Annotated in this window: 13 protein-coding genes and 2 pseudogenes; 6 read left to right on the forward strand and 9 right to left on the reverse strand. The window is 54.9% G+C overall.

Features of this window, described 5'->3' with window-relative positions; genetic code table 11:
• Window positions 1-30 precede the first annotated feature (30 nt).
• Together H2P46_RS01195 and H2P46_RS01200 are read left to right on the forward strand one after the other, a co-directional pair.
• Window positions 31-1,386 (forward strand): formimidoylglutamate deiminase, encoded by a 1,356-nt coding sequence (locus tag H2P46_RS01195; RefSeq protein ID WP_193403377.1) that lies wholly within the window; start codon window positions 31-33, stop codon window positions 1,384-1,386.
• A complete protein-coding gene (locus tag H2P46_RS01200) occupies window positions 1,383-1,922 on the forward strand; it encodes a HutD/Ves family protein (protein WP_193403378.1) in 540 nt (179 codons plus the stop codon). The genes H2P46_RS01195 and H2P46_RS01200 overlap by 4 nt, the downstream gene beginning before the upstream one ends.
• On the opposite strand, the gene hutC is transcribed toward H2P46_RS01200, so the two are convergent.
• The gene (gene hutC, locus H2P46_RS01205) at window positions 1,906-2,661 is read right to left on the reverse strand and encodes a histidine utilization repressor (RefSeq protein ID WP_193403379.1); all 756 of its coding nucleotides are present in this window, start codon (window positions 2,659-2,661) and stop codon (window positions 1,906-1,908) included. The two genes, H2P46_RS01200 and hutC, sit on opposite strands and share 17 nt — an antisense overlap.
• Before the next feature lie 304 nt (window positions 2,662-2,965).
• On the opposite strand from hutC, the gene hutH reads away from it, so the two are divergent.
• Both hutH and hutU read left to right on the forward strand, forming a co-directional pair.
• Window positions 2,966-4,525 (forward strand): histidine ammonia-lyase, encoded by a 1,560-nt coding sequence (gene hutH, locus H2P46_RS01210; protein ID WP_193403380.1) that lies wholly within the window; start codon window positions 2,966-2,968, stop codon window positions 4,523-4,525.
• Between the two features lie 10 nt (window positions 4,526-4,535).
• On the forward strand, window positions 4,536-6,221 hold the full coding sequence (hutU, locus tag H2P46_RS01215) for a urocanate hydratase (RefSeq protein WP_193403381.1): 1,686 nt from the start codon (window positions 4,536-4,538) through the stop codon (window positions 6,219-6,221).
• A gap of 102 nt (window positions 6,222-6,323) precedes the next feature.
• On the opposite strand, the pseudogene H2P46_RS01220 reads toward hutU, so the two are convergent.
• A pseudogene (locus H2P46_RS01220) lies at window positions 6,324-7,129 on the reverse strand (IS5 family transposase).
• 139 nt (window positions 7,130-7,268) lie between these two features.
• Between H2P46_RS01220 and H2P46_RS01225 the strand changes: the two are divergent.
• Entirely contained in the window at window positions 7,269-8,447 is a 1,179-nt protein-coding gene (locus tag H2P46_RS01225; protein ID WP_193403383.1) for a M20 aminoacylase family protein, read from the forward strand.
• Here the strand turns inward: H2P46_RS01225 and ybiB are convergent.
• The 3 genes from ybiB to H2P46_RS23225 are packed head-to-tail and all read right to left on the reverse strand — an operon-like array spanning window position 8,428 to window position 11,779.
• A complete protein-coding gene (gene ybiB / locus H2P46_RS01230; RefSeq protein WP_193403384.1) occupies window positions 8,428-9,396 on the reverse strand; it encodes a DNA-binding protein YbiB in 969 nt (322 codons plus the stop codon). The two genes, H2P46_RS01225 and ybiB, sit on opposite strands and share 20 nt — an antisense overlap.
• A 29-nt stretch (window positions 9,397-9,425) precedes the next feature.
• Window positions 9,426-11,588, reverse strand: a complete 2,163-nt coding sequence (gene dinG, locus H2P46_RS01235) for an ATP-dependent DNA helicase DinG (RefSeq protein ID WP_193403385.1) — start codon at window positions 11,586-11,588, stop codon at window positions 9,426-9,428.
• Window positions 11,589-11,644: 56 nt separating this feature from the next.
• Complete coding sequence (locus H2P46_RS23225) at window positions 11,645-11,779, reverse strand: hypothetical protein (RefSeq protein WP_275092417.1); 135 nt, start codon at window positions 11,777-11,779, stop codon at window positions 11,645-11,647.
• 689 nt (window positions 11,780-12,468) lie between these two features.
• On the opposite strand from H2P46_RS23225, the pseudogene H2P46_RS01240 reads away from it, so the two are divergent.
• A pseudogene (locus tag H2P46_RS01240) lies at window positions 12,469-13,200 on the forward strand (MerR family transcriptional regulator).
• 173 nt (window positions 13,201-13,373) lie between these two features.
• Here H2P46_RS01240 and H2P46_RS01245 read toward each other — a convergent pair.
• From H2P46_RS01245 to osmF, 4 genes are read right to left on the reverse strand one after another with little or no spacing between them, the layout of a single operon-like run.
• Window positions 13,374-14,105, reverse strand: a complete 732-nt coding sequence (locus tag H2P46_RS01245; protein ID WP_193403386.1) for an ABC transporter permease — start codon at window positions 14,103-14,105, stop codon at window positions 13,374-13,376.
• Window positions 14,093-15,040: an ABC transporter ATP-binding protein gene (locus H2P46_RS01250; RefSeq protein ID WP_193403387.1), complete on the reverse strand. Its 948-nt coding sequence runs from the start codon at window positions 15,038-15,040 to the stop codon at window positions 14,093-14,095. Before H2P46_RS01250 ends, H2P46_RS01245 begins: the two co-directional genes overlap by 13 nt.
• Window positions 15,027-16,208 carry an ABC transporter permease gene (locus H2P46_RS01255; RefSeq protein WP_275092414.1) on the reverse strand — a complete coding sequence of 394 codons (1,182 nt, stop codon included), beginning with the start codon at window positions 16,206-16,208 and terminating at the stop codon, window positions 15,027-15,029. Before H2P46_RS01255 ends, H2P46_RS01250 begins: the two co-directional genes overlap by 14 nt.
• Window positions 16,209-16,210: 2 nt before the next feature.
• Window positions 16,211-17,122, reverse strand: coding sequence for a glycine betaine ABC transporter substrate-binding protein OsmF (gene osmF / locus H2P46_RS01260; protein ID WP_193403388.1), 912 nt, complete (start codon window positions 17,120-17,122; stop codon window positions 16,211-16,213).
• Window positions 17,123-17,291 lie beyond the last annotated feature (169 nt).

A 17,291-nucleotide genomic window follows, 5' to 3' on the forward strand; every position in this document is an offset into this window, starting at 1 on the left:
ATATACAACCACATCCGTTGAGGATCAACCATGGCGACTTTTTTTGCTTCACGCGCATTGCTGGCTGACGGCTGGCGCAAACAGGTTCGAATTTCAGTCAACCCGGCGGGCTTCATTGAAGCGATCGCTGCTGATAGCCACGCGCAGAATGCGATTTCACTGCAAGGCGAGATAATTCCCGCTATTGCAAATCTTCACTCTCATGCGTTTCAGCGCGTAATGGCCGGACTGGCCGAAGTTGCGGGCAATCCGCAGGACAGCTTCTGGACCTGGCGCGATTTAATGTATCGCATGGTGCAGCGTCTGTCGCCAGAACAGGTGGGAGATATTGCCGCACTGCTTTATATCGAGATGCTCAAAGGTGGCTACAGCCAGGTCGCAGAATTTCACTATTTGCACCACGATCCGCAAGGCATGCCTTACCCCGCAGATGCGATGCTGCAACAGCTGATTGCCGCCGCTGAGACCGCAGGCATTGGCCAAACGTTACTGCCGGTGTTGTACAGCTACAGCGGCTTTGGCGCACAAAAGCCAACCGACGGGCAAAAACGCTTTATTCAGCAAACCGATCGCTATTTGCAGCAGCAAACCTGGTTGCAAAACGCGTTGCACGACAAGCCGCTGCACAATCATGGGCTGTGTTTCCATTCGCTACGTGCGGTGAGCGAAGCGCAAATGCATGAAGTATTGTCTGTCAGTCCTGCCACACTGCCGGTGCATATTCATGTCGCCGAGCAGGAAAAAGAGGTTAACGACAGTATCGCATGGAGTGGCGAACGACCGGTTGCCTGGTTGATGAACCGTTTTGAAGTCGATAAGCGCTGGTGCCTGATTCACGCTACGCATCTTGATGACGACGAGATTCGGCGGCTGGCAGCCAGCGGCGCGGTTGCAGGTTTATGCCCTACCACCGAAGCCAACTTGGGCGACGGCATTTTCCCGGCGGTTGAATATATCGCTCAGGGCGGACGCTGGGGCATCGGTTCCGACAGTCACGTTTCACTCAGTACTCAGGAAGAGCTGCGCTGGCTGGAATACGGTCAACGCCTGCGCGATCGTCGGCGTAACCGCATCACCACGCCAGATCAGGCCTCAGTTGGCGATCTGCTTTGGCAGCAAGCGGCGCAAGGGGGCGCGCAGGCATGCGGCATTCGCAGTGGTGAAATCGCCGTTGGGCAACGCGCCGACTGGCTGGTTTTAAAAGATGATGCCTGGCTCGACGGCATTGATGACAACGCCCTGCTCAATCGCTGGCTGTTTGCCGGGCAGCGCGATCAGATACGCGATGTGTATGTAGCGGGCAAGGCGGTTATTCAGAATGGCTGTCACGCGGCAGAAGAAGCCTGTGCCAGACGTTTCAAACAGACAATGGCAGCGTTACGATGAAGCGTTTCTCTTACGATGATTTGCCGGTAAGTCGCTGGCGCAACGGCGGTGGTGAAACGCGCGAAATCATGAGTTTCCCGCCCGGCAAAGAACAATTTGGCTGGCGCGCCAGCATTGCGACCATTTCAGCTGATGGACCGTTTTCGCTTTTTCCCCATGTGGATCGGGTTATTACCTTGCTGCACGGCGACGATGTGTTGCTCAGCGCGCCAGGCGTGCAGCATCGCTTAACGCCGCTTCAGCCGTGGGCCTTTTCCGGTGAACTGGCCTTGAGCGCTTGCCTGAATGGTAGTGCCAGCGAGGATTTTAATATCATGACGCGCCGCGACAGCTGGCAAGCCACGGTTGCAATAACCTCAACGCTGGCTTGCAGTGAAAACGGCGTAGCGTGGGTATTAAGCGGAGAATGGCAGCTGGCGAACGGTGAAAAACTCTCTCGCCAGCAGGGCGTCTGGTGGACGGATGAAACGATGCAGCTGAGACCGGGTAGCGACGATGCACAGCTGCTGTTTATCTGCCTTAGCCGTGTCCTTTAAATCGCCCCAGCAATTTGTAACGTGAACACGGATACAGCAAACGCGCATAGGTCACAATTTTATTATCACTCCACGTCTGGCGGCGAATCAGCAGACAAGCTTCATGCTCATCCAGCGCCAGAGGTTTGCGCTGACGCGCATCTGGCAGCACCGCTTCAACAATATGTTCCCCGGCGGTCAGCGGCGCGACACGCATCAAATAGGTGTAGGGCGTCAGGCTGTGATAATTCTGGGTGAGGTAATCTGGTGCCACTAGCGGATTAACTAAACGATCTTCCAGCTGTACCGGCAGGTCGTTTTCATAATGCACAATCAGTGAATGATAGACAGTCTGGCCGGTGCTCAGCCCTAAAATAGCCGCCTGTTCGGGGTCGGCCTTGTTCTGGCCGATGGCGAGGATTTGACAGCGGTGCTGATGCCCACGCTGAGCAATTTCATCGGCGATATTATGTACTTCCAGCATCGCCGTGTAGCCTTTCATCTCCGCGACAAACGTGCCTACACCCTGCATACGTACCAAAAAACCTTCACTGGTAAGCTCGCGTAACGCACGGTTAATCGTCATACGGCTGACGCCCAGCTCATTCACCAGCTCGCTTTCTGACGGTACACGCTGATTAGACTTCCAGTGTCCTTCACGAATCTGGCTGACAATGGCCTGTTTAACACGCTGATAAATCGGCGCGGGTTCATTGCTCATGGCCGCAGCCAGTTGGGCTATCGCCGTATGTTCAACCATGTCCGGTTCCTTATCCTGATAATGTCCCGAGTTTACCGTCTCAGGGCGGAAATGTATATACATCTAAATGGCGCAAAAGTGCACTGTTGGTGCACTACATGCCTCATTACAGTGCAACCCTTGCCGTTAAAAACTCTACGGGCCTGACGCAGCAAAGCATAATTTTTGTGATCGGTTTGGCACAGCACTTGCTACTTGTATAGACAAGATTAGACACTTATGCTTCACTCGCTTTAATCCGCTGGCCAGGAAGCAGCTATTAACAGTGGCAACGCCAGCAAACTTGTATATACAGGAGTAGGCTATGTCAGGTGCATCTCATCATTTATGCCTGGTTCCGGGCGAGGTTGATCTCGCGACGTTGCGTGCTATTTATTACGGCAACGTGTCTCTCAGACTTGATGAACGTACGCGTATCGCTGTTGCACGGTCACAGGAAACAGTGGAAGCCATCGTTGCTTCCGGCAAGGTGGTTTATGGCATCAATACCGGCTTCGGCAAGCTGGCGCAGACGCAAATCCCCGCTTCGCGCTTAGCCGATCTGCAACGTAATCTGGTGCTGTCGCACAGCGTCGGTTTAGGCGATCTGCTGCCCGATAATGTCACGCGCTTGATTTTGGCCAGCAAGATTATCAGCCTGGCGCGGGGTCATTCTGGTGTGCGCATCGAACTGATTGATGCGCTGCTGGCGCTGTTTAACGCAGGCGTGATGCCGTGCATTCCTGCAAAAGGTTCGGTTGGCGCTTCCGGCGATCTGGCACCGCTGGCACATATGTCGCTAATGTTACTGGGCGAAGGCCAGGTACGGGTTAACGGTGAAATGATGACTGCCGTTGAGGGTCTGGCCAAAGTGGGGCTTAAACCTTTCATCCTCGGCCCGAAAGAGGGTTTGGCGCTGCTGAATGGTACACAGGTCTCCACCGCGTTGGCACTGCGTGGCCTGTTTGAAACCGAAAATCTGTTCGCCGCCGGATTAATGGCCGGCGCGTTGTCGCTGGAAGCAATTAAAGGCTCGCTGAAGCCCTATGATGCACGCATTCATCTGGCGCGCGGTCAGCAAGGCCAAATCGCCGTTGCCGCTGCCGTAACAGCATTGATTGAAGGCAGCGAAATCCTCGTTTCGCACGTTAACTGTGGTCGGGTACAAGATCCTTACTCTATCCGCTGCGTGCCGCAGGTGATGGGTGCCTGTCTGGATAATCTGAACCACGCCGCGCGCATACTGCAAATTGAGGCCAACGCCGCCTCTGATAATCCGCTGGTGTTTAGCGAATCCGGTGATGTGATTTCCGGTGGCAATTTCCATGCCGAACCGGTGGCCTTCGCCGCTGACATTATCGCGTTAGCTATTGCCGAAGTGGGTGCGATTTCTGAACGACGTATGGCGCTGTTGCTCGATACCGGCTTGTCCGGTTTACCGCCTTTCCTGGTGCGCGACGGCGGCGTGAACTCAGGCTTTATGATCGCCCAGGTCACCGCAGCGGCGCTGGCTTCTGAGAACAAATCGCTGGCACATCCTGGCAGCGTTGACAGCCTGCCCACCTCCGCTAATCAGGAAGATCACGTTTCTATGGCAACGTATGCCGCACGTCGCCTTGGTGATATGTGCTTTAACACCGCAGCGGTTGTCGGCATTGAAGCGATGGCGGCGGCACAAGGCATTGAATTCAACCGACCGCTACAAAGTTCTGCGTTACTCGAACAGGCGATCAGCACCATCCGCGAGCAGGTGGCTTTTCTTGATGAAGACCGCCTGCTGGCCCCCGACATTGAGACCATGCGTCAGTGGGCGAGCCGTGCCGACTGGCCACAACCATTGACCGCGCTGCTGCCCAGCATGCGTTCTATATCTTCCGCTGAATAAGGATTCTGTAATGAGCGAAACTCTGTCTCAGGCCGTGGCACGCGAAATCCGTGCTCCACATGGTGATAAACTGCATTGCGCTAACTGGCTGATTGAAGCTGCCTACCGCATGATCCAAAACAATCTCGATCCTGACGTGGCCGAACGCCCGGAAGATTTGGTGGTATACGGTGGCATTGGTAAAGCGGCGCGCAACTGGGAATGCTTCGAACAGATCTTACGCTCGCTGAAACTATTAAAACCGGATGAAACGCTGCTGATTCAGTCAGGCAAACCGGTTGGCGTTTTCCGTACGCATGCCGATGCACCACGCGTCTTGCTGGCAAACTCGAATCTGGTGCCGCACTGGGCTAACTGGGACCATTTCCACGAGCTGGATAAAGCCGGATTGATGATGTACGGCCAGATGACCGCCGGTTCGTGGATCTACATTGGCGCGCAGGGCATTGTGCAAGGCACTTATGAAACTTTCGTCGAAGCGGGTCGTCAGCATTACAACAATGACCTCAGTGGACGCTGGATTTTGACTGCGGATTTAGGCGGGATGGGAGGCGCGCAACCGCTGGCGGGTGTATTAGCGGGGGCTTGTGTGCTGGCAATTGAGTGTCAGGAATCACGCATCGATTTCCGTTTGCGTACCCGTTACGTTGATCATAAAGCCACCTCGCTGGATGAGGCGCTGGCGCTGATCGAAGAAGCCACCAAAGCGAAAAAAGCGATTACCGTGGGCCTGCTGGGTAACGCGGCGGAAATCCTGCCTGAGCTGGTAAAACGCGCTAAAGCAGGCGGACCAAAACCGGACATTGTGACCGACCAAACCTCGGCGCATGACCCGATTAATGGTTATTTGCCGATTGGCTGGGATCTGGCCCGCTGGCAGCAAGAGCGCGTCAGCCAGCCAAAAGCGGTAGAAAAAGCCGCACGCGCCTCTATGGCAGTGCACGTACAGGCGATGCTCGACTTCTGTCACATGGGTATTCCAACCGTGGACTACGGCAACAACATTCGCCAGGTCGCGCTGGATGAAGGCGTGAAAAATGCGTTTGATTTCCCAGGTTTCGTGCCAGCCTATATTCGTCCCCTGTTCTGTGAAGGCAAAGGCCCGTTCCGCTGGGTGGCGCTGTCTGGCGATCCAGAAGATATTTACAAAACCGATGCCAGACTAAAAGCGTTGTTCCCCCATAACAAGAACCTGCACCGCTGGCTGGATATGGCGCAGGAACGTATCGCCTTCCAGGGCTTACCGGCGCGCATTTGCTGGCTGGGCCTGGGAGAACGTCACCTGGCCGGGCTGGCATTTAACGAGATGGTGCGCAACGGCGAACTCAAAGCGCCGGTCGTTATTGGTCGCGATCATCTGGATTGCGGTTCTGTCGCTTCACCAAACCGCGAAACCGAAGCGATGAAGGACGGCTCCGATGCTGTTTCTGACTGGCCGCTGCTCAATGCGCTGTTAAATACCGCAGGCGGTGCCACCTGGGTGAGCCTGCATCACGGCGGTGGCGTAGGTATGGGTTTCTCGCAGCACGCAGGCGTAGTCATTGTGTGTGATGGCAGCGAAGCTGCTGATGCACGTTTGGGTCGTGTATTGTGGAACGATCCCGCCACTGGCGTGATGCGTCATGCCGATGCGGGCTATGAACAGGCACAGGCTTGCGCGAAAGAGCATGGGCTGACATTACCCATGCAGGCGTAAACCTGACGTCTCCCCTTTCCCCGGCGCGGGAAAGGGGAACTGCGTACACCCTTTCCTTATTACTTATTCCATTTTGATTTAGCCTATAGCCAAATTTAGAACCTATCCCAAAAGGATTTTATTCCAGACAATGATGCTGCAAGCAAAATGCAGCATCGCCTCGTAGTTTTCGACTTTCTTCTCCCATCGCGTCAGTATGCGGCGAAAGCGATTCATCCAGCTATGCGTTCTTTCCACAACCCAACGATGAGCCCTGAACTCGCTGTTTTTAATTGCCTCAGACTCCTCTTTCCCCGACTGGATATGAGGTTCATAACGACGAGCTTTCAAACAAATTTCCACCCATTCAGCCTCATAGCCTTTGTCCATACACAGATGCAGCCTGCGACCCGGCCTGCCGGTCTGTAGCGCGTCCAGCGTATCTTCAACCAGTTTTATGTCGTGGGTATTTGCCCCTGCGACAGCCAGCGAGAGCGGAAGCCCGTTCCCGTCGGTCATCAGGCTCCGCTTTACTCCCTGCTTCCCCCTGTCAGTCGGGTTGCGACCTGTTTTTTTGAGCCTGCAAGGGGCGATTTTGTCATGCAGCCATCCATCGACAACCATGACCAGTCAATGGCATCCCGCTTCTCGCAGGCAAGCAGCCCGTTTTGCCAGAAGCGTTCAAATACTCCAGCATCCCGCCATTCCTGAAAGCGGCGGTGGGCTGAGCTGGATGAGCAAATATCCGAGGCATTCAGGGCATTCCATTGGCAACCGGTTCTGAGCACAAAGAAAATGGCGTTCATTGCGGCACGATTATCAACACGTCTACGATGCGTGCCCAGCGGATGGTGGGTTTTATGTTCCGGGAGAAGTGGAGCCATTTTCTCCCAGAGTTCATCGCTGATCTGCCACTTGTTGCCCGCCATACTTCGCCCTCAAAAATTGCCATTATTTACGATCTGACAATTCCTTTTGGGATAGGTTCTTAACCGTTTCGGCAATAGACGTGCGCGTGTCAGACCACTAAAGTGAAATCTCCTCAATCCGTAAGGAGCGCGTTTCTGCATGACCCTTTCCCCTGCCCTGCTTGAAGATGCCCTGCGCTGGCGCCACCAGTTTCACCAGGAGCCTGAACTTGGCTACCAGGAGCATAAAACCAGCGATATTGTCGCTCAACAGCTCGAAGTCGCTGGACTGCGCGTATTTCGCGGCTTAGCAGGTACGGCTGTGATCGGCACGCTGGAGAACGGTCCGGGGCCGGTGATTGGCCTGCGGGCGGATATGGATGCCTTACCGATTACGGAAAAAGGCGACGTGCCATGGCGCTCCTCACAGCCTGGCGTCATGCATGCCTGTGGACACGATGGCCACACCGCGATTCTGCTCGCAGCCGCCAGACAGCTAGCCGCAACGCGTCAGTTCAGCGGCACGGTGCATTTTATTTTTCAGCCTGCCGAAGAAAACCTCGGCGGTGCGCGCAAAATGGTGGAAGAAGGACTGTTCCAGCGCTTTCCGATGGATGCGGTCTACGCCATGCATAACTGGCCGGGTATGCCGCTCGGCACGCTGGCGGTGAATCCGGGCGCGATGATGGCTTCGCTCGACTCGTTTGAAATCACGCTCAACGGCAAAAGTTGCCACGCGGCGATGCCAGAAAGTGGTGCCGATCCGATGGTGGTAGCCGCTGAATTAATTCTGGCGCTGCAAACCATTCCTTCGCGTCGTCTGTCACCGCTGGCATCTGCCGTGGTGAGCGTGACCCAAATTCACGGGGGCGAAGCCATCAATGTTATCCCGGAGCAAATTGTGCTGCGCGGCACGGTGCGCTGTTTGCAAACCGATGTGCGTGATCGGGTACGCAGCCTGATCGGGAATTTTGTCAGCACCTTACCAAAGCCGTTTGGCGTGTGCGGGAAGATTGAGTGGTTGCCTGGGTATCCGGTCACTGCAAATCATGCGGGTCCGGCTGAACAGGTGCGCACGGTGGCGCGGGATATGTTTGGCGCAGAGAGCGTGAAATGGCAGGTTAATCCGTCGATGGCGTCGGAAGATTTTGCCTGCATGATGGAAGCCTGTCCTGGCGCCTATTTTTGGCTGGGTGCCGACGGCGAAACGCCTTCTGCTCCGTTACACAACGCGCGCTACGATTTTAACGATGATTTGATCCCGCTGGGCATCGAATTTTGGCAGACCCTGGTAGAAAAAGCGCTGCCAAAAGCCGACGTTAGTAGCCCACGTCGCTAAGGCGCTGTAATCCCGCGTCCAGCGAATCGCACTGACCGCTGGCGCGTAAACAGCAGGCAATCTGCAAACGCAGCGCCTCTGGCACCTTCCGCTGTTTCGCCAGTACGTCTTCAGTCCAGCGTGCCGTTACCGCTGCCGTTTTATCGCCAGGCAATGCCAGTGCAACTTCTGGCTGTCGTTCAACCCATATCTGTGCTGGTGCCGCTGCGCCGTGAACGTAGCTGATTGCCGGACAGCGTAGCGGATTGGCATACACTTCACCCTCGGTGCCGTTCAGCAGAAGGGCTGGCGCATTAATGTCACTGAAAAACTGACCCACGCGTGGCACATATTCAGGATGAGAAACGCTCGACAAACGCAGCGCCTCGCGTTCACCAAAGGGTGTCGCCAGTTTTGCCAGCGTATGCGCACTGTTACGCACGCCCATGCGCCAACGCAGCGAAAGCTGTTTCGCCATTGGCGGACAAAGATTGTCGATAGTAATAAACGCCAGCTTGCCGTTGTCCAGGCATGCCTGCGCCTGTGATTGCGTGGTTACCGGCTGCACGCCAAGTTCAGCAAAAACCGCCTCGCTGGTCACGCGAGTGGCATCGTCGCTCACGCCATGCATCAGCACCGGGAAGCCAAGCTGGTTCAGCAACAGCGCCAGTAACGGCGTCAAATTGCCCTGACGGCGTGCGCCGTTATAACTGGGAAGCACAACGGGCATCAGACGACTGGCTGGTGCACGTAACGTCATCATCCGTGCCTGCATCGCCTGGTAAAAGCCGCGCATTTCGGCCTCGCCTTCGCCTTTAATACGCAGCGCAATCAAAATACCGCCCAGCTCAAGATCGGGCACGTCACCGGCCAGCATCGCGCTGTAAAGCGCGACCGCGCTATCGAAATCGATGTCACGCGCGTGATTTTTTCCACGCCCGATCTCTTTAATAATTTTATTTAGTTCCATCACTCGCTTCCGTTAAAGTACGCGGCCCTTTAGCGCCGCGTGGGACGTTTTTTACGCACGGCTGGCGTGGGTGCGCTTTTTATTACCGCATGTTCGGGTGTTGCTGGCTGCACAATAGGAAACACCGGCAGCGCCGCAAGTAACCGGCTGCCGTAAGCCTTGCTCAACAAACGGCGATCGTAAATGACAATTTCGCCATAACATTGATGGCTACGGATCAAGCGGCCGACCTGCTGAATCAGCGTGAATGAAGCGCTGGGTAAACTCTGCACCTCAAACGGATAACGCTTCAGGCTTTTTAGCCATTCGCCTTCGGTTAAAATTACCGGACTGTCCACCGGGGGAAAAGCGATTTTATGAATATGTACCTGGCTCAGCAGCTCGCCTTTCAAATCCAGCCCTTCTGCAAAAGACTGCAGGCCAATCAGAATACTGGTATCGCCCTTTTCTACGCGCTTGCGGTGCAGTTCGACCAAACGACTGCGTGGCTGATCGCCCTGCACCAGCATTGTCAGCCGTAAATCTGGCAGGCAGGCGACAAATTGCTGCATGGCTCGTCCGCTGGCAAACAACACCAGTATCCCTTTGTGCTTCTCTTCTGCTATTTGCTGACGGAAGAACCCTGCCATTTCGGCAATGTGTTCCGCTTCATGGGCCATCAACGGCTCGTAACGCATTTGCGGTATCACCAGTTTGCCCTGATCGACATGATTGAATGGCGACGCAAGCGCGACAAAACGGTCGCCCGCTTTCTCATTCAGGCCAGACATTTCCTGCAGGCGATGAAAGCTGTTCAGCGAACGCAACGTAGCGGACGTCACCACCACATGCGGGATCTTCCGCCACAACATTTTTTCAAGCTGATCGCTAACGCGAATACCCGCGCAGTGAAACAGCAGGTGCGCCTGACCATCACGCAATTCGCGAGTGATCCACTTTGATCCCGGCGCGCCCGACGCTTTCTCTAGCGCCGCCAGCCGCCACAGCTTACTCACCGATTCAAACCAGCCAAACTGCCGGTTGAGCTGTAAGAGATTACGGTGCAGCCGCACCATATCGACTTTGCCGGTTTGCTCGCTCAGGGCATTGATCAACCCTTCGCTTAAACCGCGTAGCGCATCACAGCGCCTGAATAACTGGGTACAGAGTTCCAGAATTTCCTGTGGCAGCTCGCCAAGCACGAAACGGTATTCACCCGGCTGGTTATGCGCCGGTAATAAAGGCGTTAAAGCGTTACTGATAATCGTTAATAATTCACGTAATTCGTCGCAATGAGCTTTAAGCCGTTCAGGATTTGCCAGCGGCGGCGGCGATTTAGGCCGCATCTGCGTCATAATGCCGTCGACTAATTTTACAAACAGATCGAGCTGTAAGCTGTTCCAGCCAGGGGTAATATCAGCACTCATCTCCAGCGCGTCGCGTGCGACTTCAGGTAAATGATGTCCTTCATCAAGCACCAACATCAGCTGTTTGGCGGGCGGCAACACCGATTCGTTTTCCATCGCAGCCATAACCAGCGCATGGTTTGCCACTACCACATCAACCTGCTCGATTTCACGACGCGCCACAAAAAATGGACATTCGCGATACCAGCGGCAATGCGCCCCCAGACAGCTGGCTTTATCGGTAGAAAGCCGCTGCCACAAGCTATCGCTGACGTTCTCTTCGCTGTGATCGCGCAAACCGTCCCACTGATAACGCTCAAGGGATTTTTGCAAACGTCCACACTGGATTTGCTCTTCTTTGGTGCTGCTGATCGCCTCATCATCCAGATACAACAGGAGATCGCCCTGCTGATCGTCATCTGCGGCCATTGCCGCTAAATTGCGCGGACAAATATAGCGACCGCGACCAAAGGCAGCGGTAAAGGTAAGATCGGGGATAATTTTCTTCAGTAACGGCAGATCCTTAGTGAAGATCTGGTCCTGTAACGCTACATTCGCCGTGCTTATCACCAGCCGCTTCTCTTCAGCCCGGCTGACGGCGATGCCAGGAATTAAATAGGAGAGCGTTTTACCGACGCCGGTTGGCGCTTCAACCGCCAGATGACGGCCATCGTCACCCGCCAGGCATTTCGCCACCGCAGCAATCATCTGTCGCTGCGGCGGGCGGGGAATAAAGTCAGGCACCTGTTGCTGCAGCGCTTTATACCACTGCGCTATCTGACTTTTTAATGCTGCTGTCAGGGCCATTATCTTGTTACCCGCAGAAAAAATTGCCTGTATTTTTACACAGTATCCGGGCTACGTCAGCTTTCGCTGTGTTTTTTTCGTCGCGTAAAATCCTCAAGCCAGGGGTAGTTATCAACCGCAATAAGCCCTTGCAGATGCCGTCGGCAAAACAGCGTGTCGCTGTCGCGCCTGTGTTTTTCCTGATCCGTCATGGTATCTCGCCGATAAATAGCGTGCACCGTCTGTCAGATGTGCAGCAAAAGAGGGCTTGCCTGCTAAATGAAAACGTAAACAGTCGTCCGCTTTTAATGTCCCCTGCAGTACTTTTATGCTGAAGGTCAGGCCGTCTTCGCACAGCCAGACAGGCTGTTCCATTCCATCTTGCAGTGATGCGTCATCATCAATATGCGCGCCGGGATGCAGCCGTGCCCCCTGCCCGCTCACAGTGAAAGTGGATGGCGGGGGCGATACGTTACGGCGAAGGAAATCGCTGTTTCATTCTGGCAGACTGGCGGCTGGTCACGCGTAAGCAGCCGATTTCTATTTCTCTGCGCCTCCACTCCGCTCAACAGATGCGACATAGAAAGCCCAACGCAGCGCGGCTGTTGGGCTGGCCTCACTGCGCTCAATGCGCAATAATGACGCCCGGCTTATTCTGGTTGCGGTTGACAGCTCATTGAACGACAGCCGCATTGTAGACTGAGCGCTGTCAGACGAGCCGCTAAGCGTCGTTTCGTCTCCTGATTCTGCATAATCCCTGCTCATTTATGAGATTTTATTCTCATAAATGAGAGTAGGCTAAAGATAAGCCTGGCAACACGTTGTACAGTCAGGAAACTATTGTCCGGCTTATCCTGCCTGGTTATGGTGTTTCGAATCAGGTCGCCACAAAGAGGAAAGTATGACCTTAAGTATCGGTGATGTGGCCGAACGCTGTGGGATCAACCCGGTAACGTTGCGCGCATGGCAAAGACGCTACGGTCTGCTGAAGCCACAACGCTCTGAAGGCGGGCATCGTCAGTTTGATGAAAAAGATATAAATCGCATTGAAGAGATCAAACGCTGGATTGAAAGCGGTGTGCCGGTGGGCAAAGTTAAAGCGTTGCTGGAAGGCAGTGATATTGAGGCGCATGACAGCTGGACTTCTCTGCAGGATGAGCTGGTTAGCGTGTTACGCCACGTTCGCCCGTCAAAGTTACGTAATAAAATTTCGCAAATTGGCCGTGAATACCCGGTTGATGGCTTGATCGATCACGTTTTTATGCCGGTGCGTCAAAAGCTCGGGCTGGATCAGAATACCGCCCGCCCCCTGTGCAGTTTGCTTGACGGCGCATTGATTGATTACATTGCTTTTTGTCTCGCTTCAGGCCGTAAAAAAGCCGGTAAAGATGCCGTGATTGTTGGCTGGGGCATTGACGATCGTACGCGTATCTGGCTTGAAGGCTGGCGTCTTTCCCAGTTTGGCTAGCGCATTGATGTGCTTGCTGAGCCTCTTAATTTGCCGCGCCCGGAGCTGTTTCCGGGTTTGAATATGTTTGTCTGGACCGGCAAAAAGCTGACGCGACGTCAACAGGAACATTTGGCCCGCTGGGAAGAACAAGGTTACCCGGTACGCCTGCACGAAACGCTTTGATAACAAAAACGCACGCTGGGCGCTTTGCCTGTTCCCTTGCGCGCGCTATTATTCCCCGCTCCATGTTACACACTCAGGCTTCTGCATGAACTGGCAAAAAATTTTCTTCGCAACACTGTTTTTCATCATGGCCGTTGGTGGCACCGGCGGATTGATGCTGGTGGGCTACAGCATTATTGTCCACGCAAACTAAACCAACGCTGCAAGCGCTCAAACAGGCGATCGCTGACAATCGCTAACAGCGCTACCAGCAATGCTCCCTGAATCACGTAAGCGGTATTAAAGCCGCTCAGACCGATGATGACCGGCGAACCGAGACTTTTTGCGCCGACGGTTGAAGCGATCGCGGCAGTGCCAATATTGATAATCACCGAAGTCCGTACACCCGCGATGATCACGGGCGCCGCCAGCGCTAATTCCACCTGCCATAAACGTTGCCAGCCACTCATGCCGACGCCTTGAGCGATTTCACGGCTGCTGGCGGGCACGCTGTCAATACCGGCCAGCGTTCCCTGGAGAATCGGCAATAATCCATACAGCAGCAGCGCTATCACCGCAGGCCAGGCACCAAATCCCATCACCGGTACGGCAATAGCTAAAACTGCCACCGGGGGAACGGTTTGTCCGGCAGCCACTATCGTCTCCATTAACGGGCGGAAAGCGCGTCCGTGGCGACGCGTCACTAATATACCGCTAGTTACGCCAGTCACAATCGCCAGCAGGCTTGCCGTGACAACCAGAAAAAGGTGTGCCAGTGTTAGCTGCCAAAAACTGTCCTGCTGATAGAGCGGGCGCGCCAGTTCTGGAAACCAGTGCGCAAACAGCGGCCCGCTGTACGGCATGGCGCTGAGCAGAGCGAGATAAAAAATCATCAGCCACAGCAGCGGATCTTTCAGCCAACGCATTGCACGCCCTCACGCAAATTGAGTAAATCGGTGAAGTGCAGCACGCCAAGGGGTTTTTGCTGATCGTCAACGACCGGCAACTTGTCGGTGCGACGGGTAATAAATTGCGATAACGCTTCGCGTAGCGTCAGACCCGCCATAATCGGTTCGCCCTCCAGCCATTCACCGCGCCGCGCCGCGTTACCTGCCTGGCCCAGCGCCAATAGCCGCACGCCCATTTCGCTTCGCCCCAAGAAGTCGCGCACAAAGTCATTTTTGGGCTGAGTCAGCAACTCAACCGGCTTACCCTGCTGAACAATTTCGCCGTCATCCATCAGCACAATGTTATCTGCCAGCGTCAGCGCTTCGTCAATATCATGAGTGACCAGGACAATGGTGCGTCCCGATAAGCGATGAATGCGCAACATTTCCTGTTGCAGCGCACTGCGTGTCACCGGATCGAGCGCACCGAAAGGTTCGTCCATCAGCAATACTTCAGGATCGGCGGCCAGTGCGCGCGCCACGCCGACGCGCTGCTGTTGCCCGCCGGAAAGCTGGTGCGGATAGCGGCGCAGCAGCGGAAGGTCCAGGTTAAGCAGGCTGAACAGCTCCTCGACACGTTCGCGCACCCGTTTTTTTGACCAGCCGAGCAGCGCGGGCACGGTGGCGATATTTTTTTCCACCGTCCAGTGCGGAAACAGGCCGATGGACTGGATGGCATACCCCATGCGGCGGCGCAGCATCCGCGCATCTAACTGACGAATCGCCTCACCCGCAAAACGGATTTCCCCTTCATCAGCTTCAACCAGCCGGTTAATCATTTTTAGCGTGGTGGATTTCCCTGAACCCGATGTGCCAAGCAGCACGCTAAATTCGCCTTTATCTATTTGCAATGACAGGTTTTTCACTGCCGCTTTACCGGAGAAATACTTACTCACGTTATCAAACTGAATCATCTTTTTTCTCCAGCAGAGAGATCAGCAGCCGGAACAGAGCATCAATGGCTACCGCCAGCGCAATAACCGGTATGACACCCAGCAGCACCAAATCAAGTGCGCTGCTTAACAGACCCTGAAAAATAATGGCGCCAAAGCCGCCCGCGCCAGTCAGCGCGGCAACCACCGCCATTCCCAGCGTTTGCACCACCACCACGCGCAAACCGGCCAGCCACACCGGCAGCGCCAGCGGTATATCAACGGCAAAAAACTGTTGTCGCTCGCCCATGCCCATGCCGCGTGCACTTTCACGCACATCGTGCGGCACCTGCTGTAGCCCCACCACCACGCTACGCACCAGAGGCAGCAAGGCATACAGCACCAGCGCAATGAGCGCAGGCGCCATGCCGATACCGCTAACCCCCCACGCGCCCAGCCACGGAAAGCGTTTTACCAGGCCCGCCAGCGGCGCGATCAGCAGGGCGAACAGCGCCACCGACGGCACGGTCTGAATAACGTTAAGTACGCTGAATACGCTGCCTTGCCAGCGGGTCCGACGGTAGAGCACCACCCCCAGTGGCAGCGCGATAATCACCGCAGGCAACAACGTGCCGCCGAGCAGCGCCAAATGCCGCATTAAAGCCGCATCAAATACTGACTGGCGATTGGCATACTCTTTTAGCAGCGAGAGGTGATCGAGCGTGCCGCTCGTCAGCAGTATTACCGGAATAATCCATACCTGAATATTCAGCAGCAGCCGGGCGAGGCTATGGCGAGTATATCGTCGTATCACGTCTGTCATCAGCAACAGCGTTAATCCGCTGGCGCACCACATGCCGCTGGCAAAACTGGTTCGTGCCAGCGGACTCCCCTGACTCGCCATCAGTGCCGCCTGATTACCGCTCAGCCAAATCATCCCCGCCAGCAGCAACTCGCCGGCAAGCAGCGATAACAGCAGCGTCACGCGCGCCGGTTTACACCACAGCAGCACAATCAGCAGCGCCAGCGGTAAGAGCAGTACCGCCGCATGGCTGGTTTGCCACAGCATCAGCGCTTGCCCGGCAACCAGACGGTTGGCGGCATAGTTGAGAAACGGTAAGCCCGTCAGGCTGATGACGATCATTATGACCAGCAGCAGCGCAACCGGTGAATGGCGTGGCCGATACATCGCATCCCGCGATAAAAACATCGCTACAGCAGCTTCTTCTGTTGCAGCCATTGCGTTGCTACGCTGCTGGCATCTTGTCCGTCCACGGCAATTTTGGCGTTAAGCTGTTGCAGCGTTTTCTCGTCCAGCGCGCTAAAAACCGGTTTTAGCCAGTTGCCTGCCTCCGGGTAGGCTTTGAGTACCGCTTCACGGATCACCGGCGTGGGGGCATAAATGGGCTGCACCCCTTTTGGATCGCTCAGCGTTTGTAAACCCAGCGCCGCAACCGGGCCATCAGTACCGTATGCCATTGCCGCGTTGACGCCCGAGGTTTGCTGTGCGGCTGCACTGATCGTGACTGCCGTATCGCCGCCTGCCAGTGACAGCAGCTGATCCTGCTTGAGGTGAAAACCGTAGGCTTTTTCAAACGCCGGTAACGTATCGCCGCGTTCAATAAATTCAGCCGACGCTGCCAGTTTGAAAGTGCCGCCTTTTTTCAGATAGCCGCTGAGATCGTCCAGTGATTTCAACTGATTTTTAGCGGCGAGATCGTTACGCACCGCAATCGTCCAGGTATTATTAGCGGGCGCAGGCGTTAACCAGATCAGATGGTTTTTTTCGGCATCCAGTTTTTTTACTTTTTCGTAGCCCTGTTGAGCATTTTTCCAGGCGCTGTCTTTCTCATCATTAAAGAAGAAAGCGCCATTGCCAGTGTATTCCGGGTAAATATCCAGCTCACCGGCGGTAATCGCACCGCGTACAACTTGTGTATTACCTAACTGAATTTTGTTTATGGTTTTGACGCCATGATTTTCCAGCACCTGCAAAATGATGTTACCCAGCAGCGAACCTTCAGTATCGATTTTGGAGCCTACGCGCACCGGATCGGCCGCATGGGCGACGCCCAGGCTCAGTAACAGCGCACTGATGCTTATCCACCCCTGAATTTTTTTCATTACGTATTCCTTGTTCTTAGAAAGAGAGCTTTTAGTCATATGCATTAAAAGCGTAGCCTGGCACTGCCGTTGCGTGACAGACGATCATTGATTCGGTTAACAGTTTCAGACCATTGGGATCTGACTTATAACTGAATGGAATTTACGTCTAGACGTCCGCAGATTATTC

Source organism: Mixta mediterraneensis (assembly GCF_014946725.1).
In the GTDB taxonomy this organism is placed as follows: Bacteria; Pseudomonadota; Gammaproteobacteria; order Enterobacterales; family Enterobacteriaceae; genus Pantoea; species Pantoea mediterraneensis.